27 protein-coding genes and 1 pseudogene are annotated in these 24,527 nt (G+C 38.1%); 10 read left to right on the forward strand and 18 right to left on the reverse strand.

The window, feature by feature from the left end; all coding sequences use genetic code 11:
• Positions 1-79: 79 nt before the first annotated feature.
• Positions 80-1,402, reverse strand: coding sequence for an AlbA family DNA-binding domain-containing protein (locus MMB68_RS08110; RefSeq protein ID WP_264407958.1), 1,323 nt, complete (start codon positions 1,400-1,402; stop codon positions 80-82).
• 148 nt (positions 1,403-1,550) lie between these two features.
• Here MMB68_RS08110 and MMB68_RS08115 point away from each other — a divergent pair, with 148 nt between their 5' ends.
• A complete protein-coding gene (locus MMB68_RS08115) occupies positions 1,551-2,105 on the forward strand; it encodes an HAD-IIIA family hydrolase (protein WP_277548527.1) in 555 nt (184 codons plus the stop codon).
• On the opposite strand, the gene MMB68_RS08120 is transcribed toward MMB68_RS08115, so the two are convergent.
• Positions 2,056-2,631 (reverse strand): poly-gamma-glutamate hydrolase family protein, encoded by a 576-nt coding sequence (locus tag MMB68_RS08120; protein WP_221784186.1) that lies wholly within the window; start codon positions 2,629-2,631, stop codon positions 2,056-2,058. The genes MMB68_RS08115 and MMB68_RS08120 overlap by 50 nt on opposite strands.
• 228 nt (positions 2,632-2,859) lie before the next feature.
• Here MMB68_RS08120 and MMB68_RS08125 point away from each other — a divergent pair, with 228 nt between their 5' ends.
• Together MMB68_RS08125 and MMB68_RS08130 are read left to right on the forward strand one after the other, a co-directional pair.
• The gene (locus tag MMB68_RS08125; protein WP_221784184.1) at positions 2,860-3,393 is read left to right on the forward strand and encodes a TetR/AcrR family transcriptional regulator; all 534 of its coding nucleotides are present in this window, start codon (positions 2,860-2,862) and stop codon (positions 3,391-3,393) included.
• Complete coding sequence (locus tag MMB68_RS08130) at positions 3,390-3,716, forward strand: DMT family transporter (RefSeq protein WP_013057875.1); 327 nt, start codon at positions 3,390-3,392, stop codon at positions 3,714-3,716. The genes MMB68_RS08125 and MMB68_RS08130 overlap by 4 nt, the downstream gene beginning before the upstream one ends.
• A 98-nt stretch (positions 3,717-3,814) precedes the next feature.
• Here MMB68_RS08130 and MMB68_RS08135 read toward each other — a convergent pair whose 3' ends face one another.
• Together MMB68_RS08135 and cspD are read right to left on the reverse strand one after the other, a co-directional pair.
• On the reverse strand, positions 3,815-5,392 hold the full coding sequence (locus MMB68_RS08135) for a peptide chain release factor 3 (protein ID WP_221784182.1): 1,578 nt from the start codon (positions 5,390-5,392) through the stop codon (positions 3,815-3,817).
• A gap of 242 nt (positions 5,393-5,634) precedes the next feature.
• A complete protein-coding gene (gene cspD / locus MMB68_RS08140) occupies positions 5,635-5,832 on the reverse strand; it encodes a cold-shock protein CspD (protein WP_013057877.1) in 198 nt (65 codons plus the stop codon).
• A gap of 327 nt (positions 5,833-6,159) precedes the next feature.
• On the opposite strand from cspD, the gene MMB68_RS08145 reads away from it, so the two are divergent.
• On the forward strand, positions 6,160-6,882 hold the full coding sequence (locus MMB68_RS08145) for a DUF421 domain-containing protein (RefSeq protein ID WP_277447576.1): 723 nt from the start codon (positions 6,160-6,162) through the stop codon (positions 6,880-6,882).
• A gap of 77 nt (positions 6,883-6,959) precedes the next feature.
• On the opposite strand, the gene MMB68_RS08150 is transcribed toward MMB68_RS08145, so the two are convergent.
• Entirely contained in the window at positions 6,960-8,447 is a 1,488-nt protein-coding gene (locus tag MMB68_RS08150) for a hypothetical protein (RefSeq protein ID WP_221784180.1), read from the reverse strand.
• A 535-nt stretch (positions 8,448-8,982) separates the two neighbouring features.
• On the opposite strand from MMB68_RS08150, the gene MMB68_RS08155 reads away from it, so the two are divergent.
• The 3 genes from MMB68_RS08155 (at position 8,983) to MMB68_RS08165 (ending at position 11,211) form a co-directional block, all read left to right on the forward strand.
• Entirely contained in the window at positions 8,983-9,597 is a 615-nt protein-coding gene (locus MMB68_RS08155) for an NAD(P)-dependent oxidoreductase (RefSeq protein ID WP_034267848.1), read from the forward strand.
• 22 nt (positions 9,598-9,619) lie between these two features.
• Positions 9,620-9,868: a hypothetical protein gene (locus MMB68_RS08160; protein WP_221784177.1), complete on the forward strand. Its 249-nt coding sequence runs from the start codon at positions 9,620-9,622 to the stop codon at positions 9,866-9,868.
• A 263-nt stretch (positions 9,869-10,131) separates the two neighbouring features.
• Positions 10,132-11,211 (forward strand): PrsW family intramembrane metalloprotease, encoded by a 1,080-nt coding sequence (locus MMB68_RS08165; RefSeq protein ID WP_221784175.1) that lies wholly within the window; start codon positions 10,132-10,134, stop codon positions 11,209-11,211.
• 468 nt (positions 11,212-11,679) lie between these two features.
• On the opposite strand, the gene MMB68_RS08170 is transcribed toward MMB68_RS08165, so the two are convergent.
• From MMB68_RS08170 to MMB68_RS08200, 7 genes and pseudogenes are all read right to left on the reverse strand, one after another.
• Complete coding sequence (locus tag MMB68_RS08170; protein WP_221784174.1) at positions 11,680-11,820, reverse strand: hypothetical protein; 141 nt, start codon at positions 11,818-11,820, stop codon at positions 11,680-11,682.
• Positions 11,821-12,075: 255 nt separating this feature from the next.
• Positions 12,076-12,348: pseudogene (locus tag MMB68_RS08175) on the reverse strand (manganese catalase family protein); the annotation flags it as partial.
• Positions 12,349-12,384: 36 nt separating this feature from the next.
• Positions 12,385-13,323 carry a siderophore ABC transporter substrate-binding protein gene (locus MMB68_RS08180; RefSeq protein ID WP_260506694.1) on the reverse strand — a complete coding sequence of 313 codons (939 nt, stop codon included), beginning with the start codon at positions 13,321-13,323 and terminating at the stop codon, positions 12,385-12,387.
• 41 nt (positions 13,324-13,364) lie between these two features.
• Positions 13,365-14,123, reverse strand: a complete 759-nt coding sequence (locus MMB68_RS08185; RefSeq protein ID WP_277548528.1) for an iron ABC transporter ATP-binding protein — start codon at positions 14,121-14,123, stop codon at positions 13,365-13,367.
• Entirely contained in the window at positions 14,117-15,064 is a 948-nt protein-coding gene (locus MMB68_RS08190; protein ID WP_264407967.1) for an iron chelate uptake ABC transporter family permease subunit, read from the reverse strand. The genes MMB68_RS08185 and MMB68_RS08190 overlap by 7 nt, the downstream gene beginning before the upstream one ends.
• Positions 15,057-16,007 (reverse strand): ABC transporter permease, encoded by a 951-nt coding sequence (locus MMB68_RS08195; protein ID WP_013057891.1) that lies wholly within the window; start codon positions 16,005-16,007, stop codon positions 15,057-15,059. Before MMB68_RS08195 ends, MMB68_RS08190 begins: the two co-directional genes overlap by 8 nt.
• A 318-nt stretch (positions 16,008-16,325) precedes the next feature.
• The gene (locus MMB68_RS08200; RefSeq protein ID WP_013057892.1) at positions 16,326-17,132 is read right to left on the reverse strand and encodes a cell wall hydrolase; all 807 of its coding nucleotides are present in this window, start codon (positions 17,130-17,132) and stop codon (positions 16,326-16,328) included.
• 362 nt (positions 17,133-17,494) lie between these two features.
• Between MMB68_RS08200 and MMB68_RS08205 the strand changes: the two genes are divergently transcribed.
• Positions 17,495-17,749, forward strand: coding sequence for a hypothetical protein (locus MMB68_RS08205; RefSeq protein ID WP_013057893.1), 255 nt, complete (start codon positions 17,495-17,497; stop codon positions 17,747-17,749).
• Between the two features lie 81 nt (positions 17,750-17,830).
• On the opposite strand, the gene MMB68_RS08210 is transcribed toward MMB68_RS08205, so the two are convergent.
• The 5 genes from MMB68_RS08210 to MMB68_RS08230 all read right to left on the reverse strand — a co-directional run bounded on the left by MMB68_RS08210 (position 17,831) and on the right by MMB68_RS08230 (position 20,789).
• Positions 17,831-17,995 (reverse strand): hypothetical protein, encoded by a 165-nt coding sequence (locus tag MMB68_RS08210; RefSeq protein WP_013057894.1) that lies wholly within the window; start codon positions 17,993-17,995, stop codon positions 17,831-17,833.
• Positions 17,996-18,485: 490 nt separating this feature from the next.
• Complete coding sequence (locus MMB68_RS08215; RefSeq protein WP_014459286.1) at positions 18,486-18,671, reverse strand: hypothetical protein; 186 nt, start codon at positions 18,669-18,671, stop codon at positions 18,486-18,488.
• Between the two features lie 319 nt (positions 18,672-18,990).
• A complete protein-coding gene (locus MMB68_RS08220; protein WP_264407969.1) occupies positions 18,991-19,554 on the reverse strand; it encodes an NAD(P)H-dependent oxidoreductase in 564 nt (187 codons plus the stop codon).
• 234 nt (positions 19,555-19,788) lie between these two features.
• Positions 19,789-20,349, reverse strand: coding sequence for a signal peptidase I (gene lepB / locus MMB68_RS08225; protein WP_025751067.1), 561 nt, complete (start codon positions 20,347-20,349; stop codon positions 19,789-19,791).
• Between the two features lie 83 nt (positions 20,350-20,432).
• Positions 20,433-20,789 (reverse strand): nuclear transport factor 2 family protein, encoded by a 357-nt coding sequence (locus MMB68_RS08230; RefSeq protein WP_221784166.1) that lies wholly within the window; start codon positions 20,787-20,789, stop codon positions 20,433-20,435.
• Positions 20,790-21,063: 274 nt separating this feature from the next.
• Between MMB68_RS08230 and MMB68_RS08235 the strand changes: the two genes are divergently transcribed.
• Together MMB68_RS08235 and MMB68_RS08240 are read left to right on the forward strand one after the other, a co-directional pair.
• Entirely contained in the window at positions 21,064-21,720 is a 657-nt protein-coding gene (locus MMB68_RS08235; protein ID WP_013057906.1) for a DUF975 family protein, read from the forward strand.
• A gap of 113 nt (positions 21,721-21,833) precedes the next feature.
• Positions 21,834-22,247 carry a DUF1259 domain-containing protein gene (locus tag MMB68_RS08240; RefSeq protein ID WP_060745329.1) on the forward strand — a complete coding sequence of 138 codons (414 nt, stop codon included), beginning with the start codon at positions 21,834-21,836 and terminating at the stop codon, positions 22,245-22,247.
• 107 nt (positions 22,248-22,354) lie between these two features.
• Here MMB68_RS08240 and MMB68_RS08245 read toward each other — a convergent pair whose 3' ends face one another.
• Positions 22,355-24,253 (reverse strand): endonuclease MutS2, encoded by a 1,899-nt coding sequence (locus MMB68_RS08245; RefSeq protein ID WP_277548530.1) that lies wholly within the window; start codon positions 24,251-24,253, stop codon positions 22,355-22,357.
• Positions 24,254-24,527: the final 274 nt, after the last annotated feature.

Below are 24,527 nucleotides of genomic sequence, written 5' to 3' on the forward strand. Positions count from 1 at the left end.
CTCATTACTTACGAAAGATATTATCATACTTTTTTTCACTTTTGTCATTTTTTTAGTTATTGTCAAAAAATTGTATATTTTATCCTTGATTTAACGAGTGTTTAAGAAAGTCAATGGACTGGTTTTTTGAAAGGCCAAACGCTGTCACGATATAATCAACGTAGGCAAGAAGCTCCAAATTCCCTCCCAATTTTGTCGTTTTAAATGATCGATTAAATCGGTATTGCTTTTTATCTGAAAAGACGAGCCCTTCTTCTTCTAAAAATGTTTGAAATTGCTCATGCGGAAAGTAAAGCACATCGTTTCGAACGTTCTCTAAGTCAATCACAATAATCATATCTTCCAGCTCTGCTTTTAATTCCATCATACAATCAATGTATCCGCCGATGCAGCTGATTAAAGATGTGAGAAAAAAGGGTCCGTTTATATATTGAAACTGCTCAAAAATCGTCTCATCGATGTAGCTTGAAATACTTGACTTTAATACGTCATGAATTTGTTTTGATTCTTCCATATACGGAATAGGTATATGAAACTTAGCTGATCCGTTATAAAACTGCTCCCACGCAATTGTTTTATCATACGCATCAATCACATCTGTGCTTCGAAAAATGATGGATTCCGCTGAATAAGAGGCTTTAACAAACGGTGTATGCAGCATCACCGTACTCTCGTCGTCCAACCGATAGTGTTTTGGCTCGCTAGACTTGCTTAAAATATATTGCTTTAACCGTTCTTCTTCCATTTGTTCAACTAAATGCAAATCATATAGTGGCAGCACGTACATATTACACATCCCGTAATGAATATAGCTTTTCCCGTGCATCGGCCATTTTCTGTTATAGATAGACAGTTCTTTTGTACAAAATTCCTCTATTCGCTGCGTTTGATCCTCGGATTTTTGATAGAGTCGATCTAAATGATAGCGATCATCGATTTCCGTAACGGGAGATGTGCCGCTTCCAATTCTTCTGTAAATTTTCCCGTAAGACATGTACGGAGGGTTCGGACCTTCGGGAATCCAAATAACAAAAACACCTTGCCCGGTGTGATCTTCAGGTGATAAAAAACGCGTAACGATACGAGGAATGGGATTGGTGACATCTTTCAGCATATTATTAATAAACAGCTCATATTCCTTGCGCTCGAGCAGGTTAATGGAATGGTCGTCTTCATCTACGCCAAAAATAAGCCACCCTCCTTTTTCATTGGCAAACGAAGCGATGATATTTGGAATTTTCCGTTTGACCGTTGAGCTTACTTCGCGCTTGAACTCAAGCTGATAGCCTTCTTCTAAATGTTTTTCCATCATGCGCTGCACATCTGAAAACTCAATTTCTCCAATTGTTTTTTTCTTTCCGTCTTCGCTTATAAATGGTGAATAAAACGATTCTTCGTTCACTTGTTTTCCCCTCCTCACCATTTCTATTTAACTTATCCATATGATGAGAAGTAAAAAGACAGTCATATTTCTTTGATTTTTTTCAAAAAACAAAGTTTTTACCAAATTAATCCTGTTTTATATTATGATAGAAAAAGAGGTGATTAACATGATTGAAGCAATATTTTTAGATCGAGACGGAACCATTGGCGGCAGTAATGACATTCAATATCCAGGTGATTTTCAGCTGTTCCCCCAAGCAAAGCAAGCGATTAAAGACATAAAGAAACAAAACATTCCGCTGTTTTCCTTTACGAATCAGCCCGATGTTGCAAAAGGAAAGGTAAAGAAATCACAGTTTATCTCTGAGCTTTTAGCTTTTGGGTTTGATGATGTTTACCTTTGTCCTCATGAAGATTCAGACAATTTTTCGTGCCGCAAACCAAGGACGGGCATGCTGCTACAAGCAGCCAAGGAGCACAGCTTAAATTTGGCTAACTGCATCGTGATTGGGGACCGGTGGAAAGACCTCGTAGCGGCCGATGCAGCAGGAGCACAATGTATTTTAGTGTTAACAGGAGCTGGACACGACACGTTACATGCACGGGAAAAATGGGCTGACGTACAAGCAGCTTTTATTGCATCCAACGTGCAGGAAGCTGTTGAATTTATTTTCACATCACAGAGTTCACAGCCGATACTACCGCATTCACATACTCGTTAAACAGCTGCTCATCCTGTAATAATTGTTCATACTGCGGAGTGGTGATTTCAAGCTGCAGTCCTTTATGCCGTTGATTGCTGTTGGCGATATTTCGAGGTGAAACGCCTTTTAAATGGACGGGCGTTTCACTGATCGGAAAATTCGAAAGCGCTTGACGCACCGCTTTTTCTAACTTTTCGTCTCTTCCTCCGATATAAGTTGTGCAGGCATCGCTGTAGGCACCGTGAAGAGAAATGGTGATCTCTGATTTTTTAACGAGATGACGCGCCATTTCTTCATCGTAGTTTGCAGACGTAATATGTAATTCAAACGGATTTTCTGCTTTCAGCGTTTTAAATACGTACACCGTTGCGTTCAGCTTTTCCGCTATTTTTTCCGCTACTTCTTCTGTCCCAATTTCCATCGTTCCCCCGTGAATCGCAAGCACGACGATTTCCCTCCGGCGAATGACACACTCTATTTCGTAATCGATTCCGGCTCGTTCACACTGAGATAATTCTTGAAAACTTTGATACACATCCCTCATCTGTTTCTTCACACCTTTCTTTGTTCTTTCGAATACCCAGGCTTTATTTTTCCTTTTTCTTCATATAGTAAAGAGATAAATCCTGTAATTCATCCTTTATTTTTCTTTTTATACTTTACTTGTTAGTGTGCGCAAAAAAAATTTTTGAAATTCGAAATAAAAGTATTGCCAAACAAACCGTCCAGACGGTAAAGTATTCTAGGGAAAATCAAAAAGGAGGAAATTCATGTGTCTACATATGATGATATATTGCTTGCGGCCACTCAGGTCGTACAGCGTGACGGCGTTGGAAAGTTAACGCTTGAAAAAGTAGCAAAAGAAGCCGGCGTCAGTAAAGGCGGTTTGTTGTATCACTTCTCTTCAAAAGATGAATTGATCAAGCAAATGCTCTATTCAGTCACAAAGCAATATGATGACGGGCTACACGTACAAATTGAACATGATGATGCTCCTGGCAAATGGAGCCGGGCTTATCTCGCTGAGACGCTTCATGACCTTCAGCGTGAACAAGCGATGAGCGCAGGGTTGCTTGCAGGTATTGCAACCAATCCTGAACTCCTGCAGCATTTTCAAAAGCAATACGAAAAGTGGCAGCAGCACATTGAACAAGACGACATTGATCCAGTCCTTGCTACCATTGTGCGCTTAGCAGCTGACGGATTATGGTTCAGTCAAATGTTTGGGCTCGCACCCGTGGATCCAGACATGCAAAAACAGATTCAACAACAACTTCGGAAATTAACAGAGGAGGGTTTTCGATGAAAGCCTATTTATTTTTAGCAATTGCAATTAGTTCAGAGTTATTTGGTACATCTATGTTAAAAGCATCAAACGGATTTACAAAATTTTGGCCTAGTCTTGGTGTTTTATTAGGATTTGGTCTTGCTTTCTATGCGCTTTCCACATCGCTTCAGCACATTCCACTCAGCGTTGCATATGCCATTTGGTCTGGTGTAGGAACTGCTGTGACAGCTGTGATTGGTGTAGTCATTTGGAAAGAAAGCGGCAGTCTTACGATGGTATTTGGCATCGTATTAATCATTGCAGGAGTCATTCTTTTAAATTTAAAATCAGTGGCTCATTAAAAAAAAGAGCCAGTAAATACTGACTCTTAAGCAAAGGAGGAAAATCGACTGTCTACTTATGAAAGTAGTATGTATCGTTTTCCTTTTTTTATACTCTTTTATAGATTAAACGGGTCTAGGAATTTAACAGATGGATATTTGTCCTGGAACAAACGCCATACAAAATCGTTTTCAAACATAAGAACGGCATGCTTATCACGATCTTCTACTAGCATTACGCGAGAATCTAGCATGCGATCTTCAATTGTTGATTTGTCTACCCATTTTGCAATGTTATGAGACATGCGCGTGAATTCAAGATCGACATTGTACTCACCTTTCATACGGTGTTCAAACACTTGGAACTGAAGTTCACCGACTGCTCCTAAAATATAGTCTCCAAAGAACGGCGTACGGTAAAGCTGTACGGCTCCTTCTTGTACAAGCTGATTAATCCCTTTTTCAAAGTGCTTGGATTTCATTGCATTTTTCGCACGAACTTTTACAAACAGTTCAGGCGGGAACTTTGGAAGAGCGTCAAATTCGAATACTTTTCCCTCTCCTACAATGGTATCGCCAATTTGATACGTGCCTGAGTCATACAAGCCAATGATATCCCCTGGATACGCTATGTCTACTGTTTCACGGCTTGATGCCAAGAACTGATGAGACTGCGCTAGCTTCATTTTACGGTTCGTTCTTGCTAACGTCACGTTCATTCCACGCTCGAATTTTCCTGAACATACGCGTACGAACGCAATGCGGTCGCGGTGAGCCGGGTTCATGTTCGCTTGAATTTTAAAGATGAAACCTGAGAAGTTTTCATCCGTAGGCTGAACGGTGCCATTTGTTGATTCACGAGGCTGCGGCGGTGATGTTAATTGTAAAAATGAATTAAAGAAAGACTGTACGCCAAAGTTTGCAATCGCACTTCCGAAGAAAACAGGCGTTAATAAGCCTTGCTTTACTTTTTCGATTGAAAAATCATTACCTGCTTCGTCTAATAGAGACAAATCATCCACTAAGCCTGGTAAATACATTTCATCGACGTGTTTTTTAATTTCATCGTCGATATTTTCACCGTCAAAGTCTGCAAAATAAGACTCTTTGTTTCCTTGATACACTTCAATTTGCTTTGAAAAACGGTCATACGTTCCTTGGAATCGTTTCCCCATGCCAATTGGCCACGTTACAGGGTATGATTCAATACCGAGTACATCTTCAATTTCTTCAAGCAGCTCAAGCGGCTCTTTTCCTTCACGGTCTAATTTATTGATAAATGTTAGGATGGGAATACCGCGCATACGACAAACTTTAAAAAGTTTAAGCGTTTGTGCTTCAATCCCTTTTGTTCCGTCAATAACCATGACCGCACTGTCTACAGCCGTTAAGGTACGATACGTATCCTCACTGAAGTCTTCGTGTCCTGGTGTATCCAAGATGTTAATAAAGTGATCTTTATACTCAAACTGCATAACACTTGATGTAACCGAAATTCCACGTTGTTTTTCGATTTCCATCCAGTCAGATGTAGCAAACTTGCCTGATTTTTTTCCTTTAACCGTTCCGGCTGAACGAATCATTCCGCCCAGTAACAGCATTTTTTCTGTTAACGTTGTTTTCCCGGCATCCGGGTGAGAAATAATGGCGAATGTACGACGTGAATCGACCATCGTTTCTTGAAGTTGGTTGCTCATACGTTTTAAAATCCTTTCTGCTCTACAATTCCTATTTTCATCATTTCATTATACGCTTTTTTTATACTGCGTGACTAGTTTTTTTCATATTTGAATACTTCTACAAAATCAAAGAAATCGTCAACAAGGTGTAAAAAGCGAACAAGAAAAGACCCCTTTTATAAAAGGGGCCTTCTCCCAGTTTAGTTTAACGAACGACCAGAGAAACGTTCTGCTGATCGGCTTAAACTTTATAAAAAAAATTACTTTTGAACGTTAGCAGCTTGTGGTCCACGGTTGCCTTCAACGATTTCAAATGTAACTTCTTGACCTTCTTCTAAAGTTTTGAAACCTTCGCCTTGGATAGCAGAGAAATGAACGAATACATCGTCTTGTCCTTCTACTTCGATGAAACCGAAACCTTTTTCAGCGTTGAACCATTTTACTTTACCTTGTAACATATCTCTTTTCCTCCTTGTGTGACAATCCACACATTGTGTATTACTCTATTCCTGCTCTTACAATAAGTCAAGACGAACACTTCGAACTATCCTTACCGAACAAAAATAAGCACCTTTATTGTAACAAATCCTCCAAAAAAATTCAAAGGAATTTGCACATTCTTTTTGTTTGCTTTTATCCCTTACCTACAGCCTTTCTGCCCCTTTTTAAGCAGCTGAATGTGAACGCATTATCAGCACTTCTTCTTGATGTTTTTTCTTGTATAACGATCCTTTAAATGGATAACGCTATAGAGATAGATACTCTTTCTATTTATGAGAAAGCAGGTGACATCCCAACTTATGGAAGACATTCTCATGTCCCTTCTTAGAACCTTTGTTTCTTTTATTATCTTGAGTGTTACAACTTTCCTGATTGGAAAACAAATTAACACGCATAATAATCATTTTACATTTGCGATGTCCATCATCATTGGGTCGTTCATCGCAAATATGGGATTTGATTTAAAATTAAAATTTCTGCCGATGTTCGCTTCTTTTGCTTTTCTTGTGGCCACTCATTTTCTTTTAGCATCAACAGCTTTAAAAAGCAGACGCTTGCGAAAATGGATTTCAGGTCGCCCGACGGTTATTATGGAAAAAGGAAAGCTTCTTGAAGCAAATATGAAAAAAGTCAAATATTCTATTGATGACTTGAATCAGCATTTACGAGAACTAGGAACGTTCAATATTGCTGAAGTAGAATTTGCTGTTTTAGAAGTAAGCGGAAAACTGTCGGTATTAAAGAAAACTGCTTATCAAAACATTGCCAAACAGGACGTTTTGTCTAAGCCGTTTAAAGAAATGAATTTACCGGTAGAGCTCATCATGGACGGAGAAATTATTCATAAAAATTTAACATCTCAATATACCGAACAGTGGATCAACCTTGAGCTTTCAAATCGTCAGCTTCAGTTGAACCAAGTGCTGTATGCAGTTGTGTCAACAAACGGCATGCTCTATGTAGATGAGTATAAAGATCAGCTGTCCGCTCCTACAGACAGAGAATAAGATTGAGACATAACTAAACGAGTTTGATTCTCCATCAAGAATCAAACTCGTTCGGATAAAATACGTTTGTCCCAGTTTCACTGTGCCATCTCTTCAATTGTTCCTTCTTTTAAGCCGTAGTAGTTCCGTTCAAATCGCTTTATTTCTTGATCATAGCGGCGTACTTTTGCATCGGCTAGCTGGCGGCTTTGTTTTGTTTCTTCAAGCAGCTCGACCTGCTGATTAATTTGAAAAATAGTCGTCGTCAGCTCGTCTTGATAATCATAAATTTCATTTTGAATATCCACGCATACGGGCAAGCGATTTGCTAAAATAAAGTCCGTCATTTGCATAAGCACTTTTTTACGCTCTACTTCTTTCACTTTGCTTTTGACGGCTCGTTCTGCAGAACGGAACGTCAGCCTTACTTTAGAGAAGAAGTCACCTTTAATCGAAAGCTTGCGCTGCAGTTCTTCTACATCTTGTTTTAATGATTCATGCTCTTCAATCATTTTTTGAAGCACAAGCCCTCCGTTTAATGATGTGAGCTCCATTTCATCAAGCTGATGGCGAATGGCTGTTTTGAGCGTTTCAATTTGCTTCACCGTCTTTTTCTCCGTAGCGCGGAGCTGCTTAACATACTGCTCTGTTTTGTAAATAAAGCTGTCTAACCGTTCACGGTCAAACAGTGACTGCTCTTTCTTTTTCATATAATCTTGATACGCTGTGTGTACAGATGACCACTTGATCAGCAGAGACTGATAATTCAACAGCTCATCCTGATGCTCAAGCTTGTACGTCCACATCAGCTGAACAACTACTAATAACAGCGGTAAAAAAGTTCCAGCTTCTTTGCGTTTTGCAATAATTTCATGACTTTCAAAGCTCGCCATTAAAAACAGAGGCGCATTCATACTAAATAGCAGTGCTGGCGGATAATTAACGGGAATAAAGATACTCATTACGGTTGCCATAAGGCTTGAAATAGCAGGGTATGCGTGCGGAGGAAGCTGTTTGTATAGCTCGATTGTCCCTTTTTTTTGCAGCAGTTTTACAAGTGCTTCCTGCTGATATTCTCCTAATGCATCAATCATTCTTTCCTGATACATGGGGGGCAGCTGTTCAATCCAATTCATCAGCTGCTGCTGAAACACAGCTTGCTGACGATTTGTAGCAATCATGTATTGCGAATCAATTAGATGAAAGAACAGTCGGATTTGATGGCGCATTACGTCTTCTAGCGTATGACAGCGTGCAATTGAAAACAGCTCATTGTATTTAGATACAAGCAAATTTCCAATGTTATCGCTTAACTCGTACAGCTCGCCATTTGTTGTAGCATGAGAAACGGGAAGTTCAAAAAACTTCGCCATTTCAAGCAAAATATGCAGATGCATGTCTACTTCAGGCTGTTTTTCAAGCAATTTCATTTCTTCTACCAATGACGCTTGAAAATCCGTATGCTCCGTTTGCTGATACTGTGCTGACATTTCCGTATAAATGCGGTGGTCACATAACACATAAGCAGCTCTTAGGATATCGCCTTTAGACGTAAGCAGCCCATACAATAACTGTTGTCCGTTCATCTTCACACCGTCCTTCATTAAATTTTCTTACTATAGCTTTCTATCATTTTATACTTTTTCTATAAATTCGATGCAATAGTTCAAATTTCCTGTTATCTTTCTTCTTGCTTCCTTAATACGAAGAGTGCCGTCCAACATGACATCAGTGCAGGCGGGATCATCCAAGTCATATATCGCCACTCACCCGTCACAAGTGCCATAATGAGAAAGATGAGCGGAAAACCTATTAGTACTATGATAACACGTGCTCGGCTTACCGATTTTTTCATAGTGCATCGCCCCTTCTGTTCGTCCCTTATTCCTATAATACCCTTTCGCTTCTATAGCATTAAACACCTTTATAAACCGTTCGTACATTTCTTTGTTTTCTAGACAGTCTATGACATAAGTTTCAAAAAAGAACAGAGGATACCTCTTACTTTGATGAATCTCGTAAGTAGCTTTTATGTTTTGACAAGCTAAATCGAGAAAAATGTGTTATGGTAAAAGAAAATTTCGTTTTTACTACCTACATTGAAACGAAAGGGTTGATCGTATGAACATTTTTTTGATTGGCGCAAGCGGCAGGACCGGACAAGAAGTGATCAAGCAAGCGATTAAAAACGGACATTATGTAAAAGCTTTTGTGCGAAATCCATCTAAGCTTAAGGTAACGCATGCGAACGTACACATCATACAAGGCGACGTGCTTGATTATTATGAAGTATGTCAGGCTATGCGAGGGTGTGATGCAGTAATTTCTTGTCTTGGAACCGAAAATCTAGGGCATTCTACCCTTTTAGTAGAAACGACAAATCTGCTGATTCAATGTATGAACGAAAACGGAATTCAGCGTATCGCCTACACGGCTTCTGCCGGAATCGACGGAGAAATTCCAGGCATGACGGGCTGGCTTGCTCAGCGTATTTTAAAAAATGTGCTTCGCGATCATCACGAAGCCGTGAAGCTCTTGAAGGTAAGCGGACTCGACTGGACCGTTGCTCGGCCAATGGGTCTAACGAGCGGTCCACTAACTACGTATTATCGTATAGGAGAAGCTAGCATACCAGAAAACGGACGCAACATCAGCCGTTCTGACGTCGCTCATTTTCTCCTTCAAGCGGTAGAAAACAACAGGCACATAAAAAAATCACTAAGTCTTTCGTATTAAGTGTTCTAAAGGAGTGTTGATAGTGAACCTATCAAAAATTTTTCTAAAAATAAGTCTTGTACTTTTAATGGCATGCGTCTTTATTGAAGGGAATTTTCAGGTGACGCTTGGCATCTTTGCTGCTGTTTGCATGCTTGTCATCATTTTTGCCAAGCCTCTTGCAAAATCGCTGCTTCCTGCTAATAAAAAATCCGGAAAAAAAGACCGCGAAACATTAATGATGGTTATTGGTGTCATCGTTTTTATTTCAGGAAGCTTTTTTATTGCGTAGTAGCATTGTAAAGAAAACAGGCTTACATCCACATTTTTAATCATATAAAGGGCTGTGCTGTAAGTCGAATGTTCGGCTTATCACGCAGCCTTTTTTTAGTTTCATGAGGTCTCTTTCAGCAATAGCTTCTGTACCATTCCATTATTTAAGCAAATTACCTGCCAAACCCTCTTATGCTTTTTTCATCAGTTCACATAATATATGTAGAAGATGTCATAAGACAAGCGTCAAACGATTTCTATCTAGAAAAAGGAGGAAGATAAATGAAATGCCCCCATTGCGCTTATTCTAATCCGGAAGGGGTAAAATTCTGCTTAAATTGCGGCCATGAGATCGTGAAACATGACGAAAACTACAGCATATTCTACTTGTTTGCCCATCGTGTTGATAAAATTCCAAGAAATGAACGTTCGGTTGAACCTAAATTTCGAAATATATTCTCTCGAGTCTTTCGACAGCACAGTGAAATGGAAGCTGAACGGCTTTTTATTGTAGGAACAGGGCTTACGACTCCTAAAATAGAAGAAGTTGTAAATACATGGCCAAAGCCATGGCTTTTTGCAAGGGTCTTTCTTATTGCGCTTGTTGCATACTTAGGGCTGTATCTAGGCGTGAGCTTGTTCGAAAATATTAACTTCATACCCGGTCTTATTGTAGTTGGTGCTTTTGCAGTGCCATTTACTACGCTCATTTTCTTTTGGGAAATGAACGCTCCGCAGAATATTGCTATTTACAAAATTGTTTATGTCGTTTTTATTGGCGGAATCCTCTCACTTTTATTAGCACTTGTGTTTTACGATATTCTTGGAAATAACACAAACGTGATCGTAATTGGAATATGTGAAGAACTGGCCAAAGTTATCGCTGTTATTTATTTTGTGCGCAATCTTAAATATAGATATATCCTTAACGGCCTTCTTTTAGGAGCTGCAATAGGAGCTGGTTTTGCTGCTTTTGAAACCGCTGGCTATGCTTTGCGAGCACTTCTTTCCGGCAGCTTTCACATGCTTTATTCTACAATACTCTGGCGCAGTATTTTTGCTCCTGGAGGACATGTGGCTTGGGCTGCCTTGACTGGAGCTGCCGTCTGCATCGTGCAAGGAGATAAGAAATTTCAGTGGAACATGTTGATAAAACCAAAATTTCTCGGTGTATTTTTGCTTGTCGTTTTTATGCACGCTCTTTGGGACTCACCTATACTAGGTATTTTTCCAGCGGGACATACGATTTTAACGGTTATCTTATGGATTTTGGTATTCAGTATGATTCGTATTGGTCTAAAAGAAATCGCGAATAAAAAGTTGGAGTTGACCCACTACAAAGAAAAGCCTACACCCTCATAGGAAATATTCAGCGTGCGTTAAGCTGCTCGTTTTAACTTTTTATTACCTTTGTGTTTCATTTTAAAAATTGTTGTTACAAATTGTAAAAAACAGTATTCAAATTACCTGTACATGGTATGATAACCTCAATAACATGAAAGGGTGACTTGGTGGATGAACCTAACTGAAATTAAGCACATGATAGCAAATTTATTAAATTATAAAGATAGCGACATTACTCATACTCTTGCCAATAGGTTTACACTAAGTTATTCAAAACAATTAAACAGTTTTCAAATCTGCGATATTGAAAACAATTTCATTTATCGTTATGAAGAACCAGAAACAGCTGCGTTAGCTCTGTTTAATATGATTCATAATCTTCCCAAGATCATGTATAGACATACTAATTCGTTTGAACAAGTTTAAAGCAGGCAAAAAAAGCTCATTTATTAACCAACATGAGCTTTTTTCTAGTTTTTGTCTATTTCAGTTATTTATAACCTTCTTCAAAAGAAGAATATCCTTTTTAATTGCCCGTCTAATTTCTTCAACTTTACAGCGTTTGTATTCTTGTACTAAGCGATAGAGCTCTCTTTTAAATAAAAATTCATCTTGTTGACTACTCATAGCAGCATGCCCCTTATTAGCTTTCAATTACAAGCGATTAAAGAAAGTATTCCCTTTTCTTCTTGTAAAAAACAATTAAATTAACAAATAGATGTAGAACAAACATTTCATCCGGAGCTTATGCAAACGACGAGATGTTCTTACCTTTAGAGGAATGACAGTTGAAGAAACATAAAAAAACATTGACTACTAGCTCTCAGTCAATGTTTTTTTATTTACTTTAGCTCTAATTCATTAAAGCTAATTCGCATATTTTTATGCGTTCATGTCTCCTAAACCTGGAGCGTGCTCATTTGGCATTTCAGATAAGTGAGGAACGGGAAAAGCTTCCGGTGGAGGCGTTACGCTCAAGTCTCCGCCATTTCTGCTTGGCGTCTGTCCCTGGAATATTTCTCCCATTCGGTGCGGATCTAACCTAAAATCAAATTGCGTGTTATGATAGCCCATCTCCACAAATTTTCTGCATTCAGGGTATTTATTAATATCATAATTTGGTACAGGGAAAAGCTTGCCCCAGTCGATGCACAAAAAAAGAGCTGATTATAACCAGCTCCTTTTTCTCTATTACTTCTCTATACCTGCTTTAATTTCTTTAATCATGCCTGCCATTGACTCAAGGCCTCCTCCAGATAAATACCAAAGACCTGGATCAAGATACACAACGTGGTTGTTTTTCACTGCATTGACTTCTTTTACATACTCATTTTCAACAATTTGTTTGGCTGATGATTTTTCACCAATTGCTGCACCGCGGTCAACCACGAATAAGTAGTCCGGGTTTTGTTTAACTAAATATTCATATGCAATGCTTTGACCGTGCTTAGCCGATGGATCTAGGCTGTCGTCTGCTGGCTTGATACCGAAGACATCGTGAATTAATCCGTATTTAGAACCTGGACCAAACGCTGTCATTTTGCTATCATTCGCCATCATTACAAGCGCTTTTTTATCTAGTTTGTCCGCTTGTTTTTTCAAATCTGCAATTTGCTTATCAATTGCTGCTAGCTCTTTTTTCGCTTGATCTTCTTTATCAAAAATTTGTCCTAGTACTTTTGTGTTTTCTTTAAATGACTTCATATAGTGCTGGTTGTCCGTATCGATATAGATCGTCGGGGCAATTTTTGAAAATTCATCAAATGAATCTGCTTGGCGGCCTTGAATAATAATTAAGTCTGGCTTTAGTTCTGCAATTTTTTCAAAATCTGGCTCTTTTAAGCCACCTACATTAGCGTACTTATCATCTTGATACTTCGATAAATACTCCGGGATCGCTTGTTTTGGCAAGCCCGCTACTTCAACGCCTAGTTTATCTAGCGTATCAAGTGCACCCATGCTGAATACTACAACTTTTTTAGGGTTTTTTTCAATTTTAATTCCGTCTTTATTGAACTGATCGGTTACTGTTACCGTCTCTTTTTGCTTACTTTCTCCACCTGTTGTTTCTTTTGCTCCTTGATTACCGCAAGCAGCTACAACAATCGCAGTTAAGACTGCTACAAACATTACTAACACTTTTTTCACTTTTGTCACCTCATGAATAAATTTTATGAAAAATACACGCAAATACGCTGTCCGCCAACCGTTTCGATTGGAATATCCATATCGTATATATCCTTTAATACAGACGTTTGAATGATGGTTTCTGTTGGGCCTTCACGGATCACTTCACCGTTTTTAAGCGCCACGATGTAATCCGAATAGACAGACGCAAAATTAATATCGTGAATGACAATCACAATGGTTTTGCCTAAATCTTCTACGAGACGTTTCAACAGCTTCATAATTTCAACAGAATGCTTCATATCTAAGTTATTGAGCGGTTCATCTAAGAAGATATACTCCGTGTCCTGTGCGATGACCATGGCGATAAAAGCTCGCTGACACTGTCCCCCGCTCAGTTCATCTAAGTATTTATCTTGAATACTTTCAAGCTTCATATAGCTCAGCGCTCGATCAACCGCTTGTTCATCGCTTTTTGTTAACCGTCCTTTTGAATAAGGAAACCGGCCAAAATTGACGAGTTCACGCACGCTAAGCCTGATATTGAGCTGATTGGACTGTTTTAAAATACTCATTTTTTTGGCTAAATCCGAGCTGTCAATATTCTCTATATTTTTTCCTTCTATTGATATTGATCCTGAGTCGGCTTTAATGAGACGGCTCATAATTGAAAGCAGCGTACTTTTACCCGCTCCGTTTGGGCCGATAAATGACGTGATTTTCCCTTTTGGAATCACGACGGATGTTTTTTCTAAAACGGTTTTTTCTCCGTATGTTTTACTGACATTTGTTACTTCTACCATGATTTATTCTCCTTTAGCAGCAAATAAATAAAGTAAATTCCGCCGGCAAAGTCAATGATGACGCTCAGCGTGGTGCTGAAGGTGAACACTTTTTCAACGATAAACTCTCCTCCGACGAGGGCTATAACACTAAGCAGCAGTGATCCCATCATTAAATAGGTGTGCTTGTACGTTTTGAACAGCTCTCTCGCAAGGTTCACAACAAGCAGTCCAAGAAAGGTGATCGGTCCAACTAACGCTGTAGCCACTGAGACAAAAATGGCAATCACAATCAGCATTTTTTTGACAAGCCTGTCATAATCAATCCCTAAATTTACTGCATGTTCTCTTCCTAGCGACAGTACATCAAAAATGGATGTAAAACGCCATACGTAAATGCCAAGCAGGATAAATATGACGGCTGCTATGTATAGCAAATCAGTATTGACATTGTTAAAGCTTGCAAATGATTTATCTTGTACAACTTGAAATTCATTGGGATCAATCAGCATTTCCATAAATGAAGACATGCTTTTAAATAACGTGCCGAACACAATTCCAACCAGTAAAATAAAGAAAATATTCTTACCGGCTTTTTTGAACATCAGTATGTAAAGCAAGACCGAAAAAATAATCATCAGCGAAACGCAAAGAAGAAAGTTAAGATTTTTGTTCATGATGACAATATTCGTTGAGCCAAAAATGTACACAATAAACGTTTGCAGAAATAAATACAGTGAATCCAGTCCTAGAATACTAGGAGTTAGAATTCGATTATTGGTAATCGTTTGAAAGATAACGGATGAAAACGCAATGGCTCCTCCAGTTAAAACAATCGCAGCGACTTTTTCAATTCTTCGCGGCAGCGTGTACTGCCAGTAGCCTAAATCGTAGCTGATAAACAGCGCCGCTGATAAAATGGCCAGCGCGGCAAGAATGATAATTTTATGTTTGTTATGCATAACGACCTCTCCTTATCAGCATAAAAAGAAAGATCGCACTTCCTATTACACCTACCATTAACCCAATAGAGATTTCATAAGGGAAAATAATGACTCTGCCTAAAATATCGCACGCAAGTACGAACACAGCTCCAAGCAGCGCTGTATGAGGCAGGCTTTTGCGCAAATGATCTCCACGGTAAATCGATACGATATTTGGGATGATTAATCCTAAAAAAGGCAGCATGCCAACGGTCAAAATCGTAATCGACGTAATAAGCGAAACAATGACTAATCCAATGTTTACGATTTGTTTGTATTTCACGCCTAAATTGATTGAAAAGCTTTCTCCCATACCAGCAACCGTGAACTTATCTGCGTAAAGATAAGCAATTATTAAGAGCGGTATACTAAGGTATAAGAGTTCATATCTCCCTTTGACTACTAGCGAAAAGTCGCCTTGAAGCCATGAAGAAAGGTTTTGAATCAAATCGTATTTGTAGGCAATGAAGGTAGCCAAGGAACTTACGATACTGCCGAGCATTAAACCGACTAGTGGAATATAAATCGTATCGTTAAATTTAATTCTGTCTAGTATTCTCATAAACAATAGATTGCCCGCCAGTGAGAAAATGAAAGCAATGCTCATTTTTAATAGAGGACTTGCTGAAGCAAATACTAGTAGAGAAATCAACACACCAAGCCTTGCCCAGTCCATCGTTCCTGCCGTTGTTGGAGATACAAACTTATTTCGCGTAATTTGCTGCATAATTAATCCGCAAATACTAAGGCTCATTCCCGCCATAATAATACTCAAAAGCCTAGGAAAACGACTAAAAAACAGCGTTTGGCTTTCTTCTTTTGTTAAATGAAATAGATCCATCGCTGACAGATCTTGTACTCCTACAAAAAGAGACAAAATCGATAGTACAGCAAACACAAGAATTAACTGATAAAACTTCAACTTCCCTTGCTCCTTTCTTTCATCTAGAAGTCTAGTTATCTCCTCCTCTATCATATGTAAATGATTATCATTATCAATTGACTTCCTTTATCATATCATTATTCTCTAAATAATCAATGGTTTTCTCGAAATTTAAGCAAAAAAATACCTTAACAGATGGATCTGTTAAGGTATTTTAAGGTTCAATTAGACTTAAAAATCCAAACTATTAATATTAATAGTTTGGATTTTACTTTAACCAAGATACTTCTGTAGCAGACTCTTTGCATCAACATTACATATATATGAAATATATGTTTATATTTGAAAGAAATCTACTTATTTTGCAAATACATGGTTTCCGATAACTGCCGTTACTTGCTGCGTTGCAACCCATTGGCTTTCAGCGATTTTCGGATTATAGAAAAACAGCGCATCGTTTTCATGCGGGTTTGATAATGCTTCGCTTACCGCTCGTTTTGATTCTTCTGATGCAGGCTGATTAATTGCTCCATTTGCTACTGGTGAGAATTGATATACGCCGTTTCCTAGCTGCTGATAAATAACGTCGTGAATGTTATTTGGGAATTCTGGTGAAGCTACACGGTTTAATACCACAATTGCTACCGCTACTTTTCCTTGGTACGGCTCACCTTTTGCTTCTGCCTCTACTAATCTAGCTAGTAAATCTTGATCTTGTGCAGAAACCGATGTAGACGGAGCAGTTTGTGCCGGCGCCGGTGCTTCTCCTTGAAGTTTTAATGTTTGTCCGATGGTAATGATATCACTTTGTAAACCGTTAACAGCTTTTAACTGATCCACAGTCATGCCGTTTTGTGTTGCAATATGATATAACGTTTCGCCTTGTGCTACTGTATGTACAGATGTTGCCGGACTAGCGGCAGGTTGTGCTTGTCCCTGGTCAGGAATCGTTAATGTTTCTCCAACGTAAATCATGTCGTTTTGGCGGTTATTAGCACCTTTCAGCTCATCTACCGTAACCCCATTTTGTTGGCCAAGCCCCCACAAGGTATCTCCTTTTACGACTTTGTGCGAAGCTGCTGCTGATGCTGTTCCTTGACTTGCTAGAAATGCTACAGACGCTGCAGAAGCAACTGCCCATTTTTTTACACGTTTTTTACTCACAAAAACTACCTCCTAAAATTTGAACCTGTTATTACCTTAGCACATAGATTCGCCTTTTCATTAAAAAAAACAGTAACATTTGTTCTAATTGGATTAAGTTTCTTACAGTGCCATTCATTATGTTACAACTTTTACATGACCCTTAAAGAATATGTAGAAATATGACGATTTCATTGCGAAACGAGCTTTTTATCTGTTTACTTACATTCCTCTTTCTGTAAAAAACTTGTTTTAATTATGATTAATCTCAGAGATTAAAAGGAAAACAGCAGTCAAATAGAGAAATAGTGTAACTATTGAGGAATGATTCAGCGCTTCTTTGTCAATTTACGTTTGTTTATTAATAAAGGAGGTCTATTTGGATGTGTGCAAATAAAATGTATGTGACGTATAACACGGAAAAACCGGCTATTACAATTCAAGGAGCTTTTTATCATACGGGAGGAACGCAGGAAGAGTTTTTGCGGGAATTCAAGTACTGGCTTGAATCTCACGGCTGGTCATTTATGGGCGTAACAAATGAAACAACGATGACAACGGCGAACAAAGAGTTAAAAGAAACGATGGAGCAGCACAAAATAGAAGGCAAAAAAGTTCAAAGACTAGAAGATTTATAACGATTGCTTCTATGACCCTTCACACATGTCCAAACGCCAATACGTAAAAAAGCCTTTAGATGAGCTAAAGGCTTTTTTACATTAACGAGAAAGTGCGACCACCTTCTGATTTTCTACTCTCTCTTCAACAGGCTTTCTCATTTCTTTTTCCGTCCATACGCCAATGCGTTTTTGTCTTTTCCCAAGAGGCTGTTTTTCACATGCATAGCAAATTTCTGAAATATCATCAAAATGAGCTAACGACATCTTTATCCCTCCTTTTCTAAATATACACAGGCAAGTTAGTATGCTTCTTCCCTTATTTTCCAAAGCTAAACTGCTTCATCTTATATTTAAACAATTTATAAACAAACGGAATAAATAATTTCTACTTCATTATCATTTAGATTGTTTTATTTAGATATAGACGGGTAAACAAAAACTATCCCACCTCACACCCTGAAGTTTGAAACTGTCACATAAAAAAGCTGCTTTATATAAAGTAGCTTTTTTATGTTTTTACTTTTCCCAGCTCCATACGCGATAAAATTTATATAACATCTAAAAAAGCATTCTCACGATTAAAATTGCTGCTTGATGTGCAAATCCTGTAAGTGCTCAGCAAGCTTGTTTTCAAAAGATTCCAGTTAAACAAAAAACACCTGTAGCATTTTAAAAAAGATAAATGCTACAGGTGTTTGTGCATGAGTCATAATAACAGGCAGCGCTAACTCACATCTCTTTTACAAACATCGCGCTATGTTTTTGATACATCCCCGGTATTTGTTATAAAGCAAGTATGACAAATATCTTCAATGCCTGTACAACTGGTGATGATGTCTTTCTTTCCTTCTTTTTTAATAGAAGAAAGTTCTAGATTTACGAGCCGATCCGTCACAGGGCAATAGGCAACCCAACGTTTATTTTCTAGTCGTTCATCCATCCCATACCTTCACCTTCTTAGACTTTAAAGTAAAGATACGTGTAAGTACTGCTTCATAATTCATTTCATATCGGAGAACTATTTACTTTACCCTTTCCTTAAACATCCAAAACATGATTTTTAAGGAAATCATTTGTATAAAAATTTTAAGAGCAGCAGTTCATTTTTTGTATCGGTGAATAGTATGCATGGATTCGTTAAAATCTTTTATTAGACGATAAGGCTTGCTCACTAACCTTATAGGAACTCCAATTAAAAATTTATTTATATCTTTTTTATATTCTTTTGATACTCGGTTAGGTTTCGTAGAGACTGATTTTTAATGCCCCTCTCCTATTCCAAATACTTCTGCTACATGATTTTCTAATTTATGCTTGTAGTGATCAATGTTTGGATGTTTGACTACATCATGAATAGAGTAAGTGGGAAGTGGACTCATACCGACGTACTGATTCATTTTATGCAAATGCATAATGGCTTCGTCTAAACTTTCTCCTTCATAGAAAGCTTCGTCATTGTCGAAAATAGCTTCCGGCGCGTTCCACGTGAGAGAAAACATGTATTTTTTCCCCGTTAATAAGCCGCCTCGCCCGTATTGATTTGAACCTTTAAAGAAAATGTTATCCATATACACGCGATCAATATATTGCTTAAACTTTCCGGGAATGCTGAACCAGTAAATAGGCGTCTGCATAATCACAACATCAGCCCATAGCCACTTTTCAATTTCTTCTTCTACTTCGTAGCCTTTATCAACCACCGTTGTTTTAATGTCAAATTGATTAGTGAGTAAATGCTGCATTTCGTTAAAAATCGTCTGATTTAACTCTCCTTTTGACTTTTTATAATACTCGTGTCCATTAATCATTAATACGTTTTTCATGCTGACCTGCTCCTTTCCCAAATCCTTGCTTCTTTATCTTCATATATCTGTATACCCATAAAAATCACTTACCTATCAGTACTACCTCTTACTTTGAAGTAACATAAGGTCTAATTTACTAATTCTTTAGAAGATGTTTAACTTGCATAAAGCAAATCGTTTTTTAAAAATCAGTCCTTTTAATCCAATAAAAAAGGCCGGCGAATTAAATTTCGCCAGCCTTTTTCCCTTTTTTTATTTCGGTTCGCCTACTTCATTTAACGGATAGTAGCGAAACTGCACTTTTCCGATAACTGATTTTTGTGGAATGAAGCCAAAAGCTCGTCCATCATGACTTACAGGACGGTTGTCCCCCATTACAAACAGTGAATTTTTCGGTACCTTCACTTTGCCATCAGTTGCAGGCAGCGTTTGAAGCGTAAAATCTTCCGTGAATTTTTCATTAGGTGCAAGAGATTTTTTAGATTCTTTTAAATACGGCTCTTTATAAGCTTTGCCGTTAATATATAGAACGTCGTTTTTCATTTCTACCGTATCTCCTGGCAGTCCGATTACACGTTTAATATAATTTTCATCTGCATCCGGTGCATGAAATACAATCATATCAAAGCGATCAACATCACTGATTTTATTTAAAATAACGCGGTTTGAATCTTCAAACGTTGGATACATCGATTCACCGTGAACCGTAGTTGGTGCAAATAAAAAATGGCGAACTCCCACTACAATAACCAATGCAATAACAATGGACTTAATCCATGAAAACACTTCTTTTTTTACGTTATTTTTGCTCATCTCAAAACATCCCTTACGTCAAAATATACTTTCATCATAGCATCAAATAGAGGGAAAGTATAATAATAACCGAATAATCTTATTTATTGATCACCATTTGTCACTGTGCCTTGATGGAAAAACAAACGCCACTTTTCTTCTCTTTTTCGCCAAATAGAACTGCGAAGCGTCTTTTTTTCTGCCGTATGGTTCACAAGATGATAGGTAGTTAATACGCAGTCAGGAGACAATACGTCTATATGAAAATGAGAGATTTCGAATACATCTGGCGAAAGTACATGATTGGTATTGTAATCTTTTCGTTTCCATACCGTGCCCGAGCTGCCAAACTCCACGTAATCATCTGCTAGAATGTTTGAAAGCTCTTTAGCAGAGGTTCGTATGTCTGATTTTAAGTGCATGCATTCTAGCTCATAAAATGTTTGGATAGCATTCTCCATTTTTTATTCATCTCCTCTTACGCCTATTATAAAGAAATAACGCGTTATTTTCACTACAACCTCCATAATGAATACTGTCAGAAATGAATAAAACACTTTGTATCTATTTATTGTTTTCTATCTGTCTAGTAAAAATTTTCTGCAGGAGCTTTGCTTTTCATCTCAGAACCTATTGACTATTATTTTCATTTCATACAAAATTAACAATTGTGCATGGTTTACATGTTAATACAAGCAAAAAGATACTATTTTGCAATATTAAAGGAGGAACAACATGAACATCGGTACGATTAAAAGAGAAGCTAAAGCTTCTTTAAAAAATCGCTGGGGACTTGCGATTCTACTGACGGTGGTGACGTACGGAGTATATACGCTTCTGCCTATTCCATTTGAAATTGTGGCAAGCGGCGGCTATGACAATTGGATGAAAGATGAATCTGATTCGGCATCATGGATTTCAACTGCCTTTGCCATTGTCTTTTCGCCTCTTCTCATGGCGAACTACTGGGCATTTTTAGGTTTGGCGCGAGGTGAATCTGTCCAATTGGGACACTTGTTTAAAACATTCCAAGACTTCGGTCTCTATGTAAAGTCATTAGGAATATATGTACTCATGACTCTTTATGTGATGCTGTGGTCACTACTTTTACTAATTCCTGGAATTATCAAAGCACTGGCATATTCACAAACGTACTATATTTGTAAAGACAATCCTACTTACTCGATGAATCAAGCGATTACAGAAAGCCGCAGGTTGATGAATGGTTATAAAGGACAGTACTTCCTGCTGCTGCTAAGCTTCCTTGGCTGGTTTTTATTAAGTATTATTACACTAGGAATCGGCTTTTTATGGTCTATTCCATACCTTTCTGCTTCACTTGCTCGTTTTTATGAAAATTTGTTAAACGAACGCTCATCGCATGCTGAATAATAAAAAATCCTCTTCATCGTGAAGGGGGTTTTTTTATAAGAACACGGTTTGCATAAGTGAAGCTCTTATGTCATAAAGCTTACTAAGAGTATAGAAGAAAGGCAGGAGCTTATATGTATACTACAAGTGAAATTTGTCAGCAGTTTGGCCAGATTTTAAACGCTAAAAGCAAAGTTAGTCCAACAGGATGCTCAGTGTCGCTTAAAAGAAGCTTTCAAGCTCATGTTCAAGGGCGGAAAAGCAGCTCTGTCGTTCCTGTTGGTGTATCATTTGAGGCGATAGACGCACAGGGAAACGCGTTAAACTTGGCTGAGATTGCTATTTTACAAGAAGAAATCCCTCGTTTTACAGAAGCTGCTGCGCGGCAAGGTCTTATCGTAAGCGCTTTGCATAACCATTGGCTTTTTACAGAACCGGTCCTTATGTATCTTCATATTCAATCTGTAGAGCCTCCTTTACATTTTGCGAAAAAAATGGCTTTTTGTTTTACAACGCTCAAGAGTCTTCCCGTTCCCACAAATGAATAATTTATTGAATGCATCTCTCAAATACACTAGGGCGGTAAAAGATGTTTTTTGAAAAGCTACATAAAAACAAAAGCCCAGCACTTTCCTACAAGTGTTGGGCTTTTGTTTTACCTATTTTTCCGTATATCTTTTTCAATTTTCCGCAATGCTTTTTTTGATCCTCGCTGCAGATCATGCTGCTCTTTTCGATCTTTATAGCTAATAAATAATGAATCGAGATCATAGCCTTCGGGATATAATTCAGCAGCTTTGATTTCAAGAGCTACTCGCTTAACGTTTACTTCAATTAACTCATTCTGATAGAGTACGACTATATTGTTTGTGTTGTCTTTAGACTTATACACAATCGCATGATTTTCATAATCTAACAGCTTGACTCGATCTCCCATTTGGTATTCAACACGGTCTTTTTTCTTTTCCTTCAAAATAGTTGGTTTTTTTATTTTATTTTCTCTGACAACTTCTGTATCATAGGATTTGCTTTCCATATAGAACTTTGCTTTTTGTAAAATCTCTTCTTCTACCTTCATTTTCTTTGAAATCCAAAGCGCATTGCTTTCACCAGATGTGCCAATTAACAGTTGATACAGCGGTTCTAATGTTTTACTGTTGAACTGCATCGCGGCATTCATAAAGTCAGGATGAATTTCTGAGAAACGCTTAATTTCTCCGTAATGCGTAGTCGCGACCGTTATGCAGCCCATATGATAAAACTTCTCTAAAATTGCAATCGCAAGTGCAGCTCCTTCATTCGGTTCGGTGCCGCTGCCAATTTCATCGAATAGAAGCAGCGTATTGTTCGTTGCTTTTTGCAAAATAGCCGATATATTTTTCATGTGTGAGGAAAAGGTGCTCAGCGCATTTTCAATACTTTGGTTGTCGCCGATATCGACAAAAATATGCTCAAACAATGCAATTTCTGTTCCTTCATCAGCTGTAATATGAAATCCTAACATTGTAGCGAGCGTTAGTAGCCCAATCGTTTTTAAGACAACGGTTTTTCCTCCTGCGTTAGGTCCCGTAATAATTAAGCTTCGATAATTCTTGCCAATTTCGAAGTGAAGCGGAACAATTTTACCAGTTAACAGCGGGTGATATGCGCCTTTTAAATGAATATATCCATAATCATTAATTTTAGGTTCAACTCCATCTGCCTTTTTACTGTATTTTGCTTTGGCAAACACCATGTCGTATTGGCTAATTAGCTCTAAATTAATATGAATATCAGCTAGCTTCTCTAACACTAAACCTGTTAAAGACGCTAAAATTTGATATTCTTCTACCTCTTCTTCTGCTTTCAAAATCGCTAGTTCCGCATTCAGCTTTGTAATAGACGCCGGCTCTATGAACACTGTTGACCCTTTAGAAGATGTTTCAACAATCGTTCCTCCAACATGATTTTTATAGGATGCCTTGATCGGAATCGTATAGCGGTCTCCTTTTTTACTGATGAAGAAGTCTTGAATATACTCTTTGTTTTTACCGTTTCGTAAAAATTTCGCAAGCTGTTCTGAAATCTTAGCTTCCGTTCCTTCTATATGTCTTCTGATACGCTTAAGCTCTTTGCTTGCCGCAGCGTCTACTTTTCCGGCTTTGATCGCAAAATTAATTTCCTCTTCTATACCTGTCAGTTCTTTCATCGAATGGGCATAGGAACTTAAGAGCGAAGCAAAAAATTCTTTATCCACCATATATTGTTTTACTTTTCTACAGCCTTTTAAAAAATCGGATACGCGCATTAGCTCTTCGGGCTCTAAAATCATGCCTTTTTCAAGCTTTTCGATGACTCTTCCTATACCTGAGACACCTGATAGCGGAAGTGATTTCTCAGCATCTAGAAGTCTTCGTGCTTCCGTTGTTTCTTTAAGTCGGTTTTTTACTGTTTTAAGAGATGTGCTCGGCTGAAGTTTATCCATTAATTGTTTTCCCAGCTCACTTACGCAGTGAGATTTTACGATTTCTTTTAATTCCTGATACTGCAATTTTTCAAATGTCATCGTATTCATGGTTTTTCTCCTCACTATGATTTGTCATCACATATGAAGATACCTATTTATTAGAAGGCAATGAAAAAGGTAAATAAAAAAAAGCTGTGGTGATCCCACAGCTTTTTGCGTTCATAAGGTGTCTAAACACATATCACAAAAGAAAGCTCTGTAAAAACAAACGCCTCTTTCGGGACAAATGCCGAACCCTTTATAAAGCATTGTAGGTATCTTCATAGGCAGTGAAATAAATCCATAAGCAAATAAAGGGTACCTTCACTCTCCAAAAAATACC

This window comes from Priestia sp. Y58, assembly GCF_029522095.1.
Lineage (GTDB): Bacteria > Bacillota > Bacilli > Bacillales > Bacillaceae_H > Priestia > Priestia megaterium_E.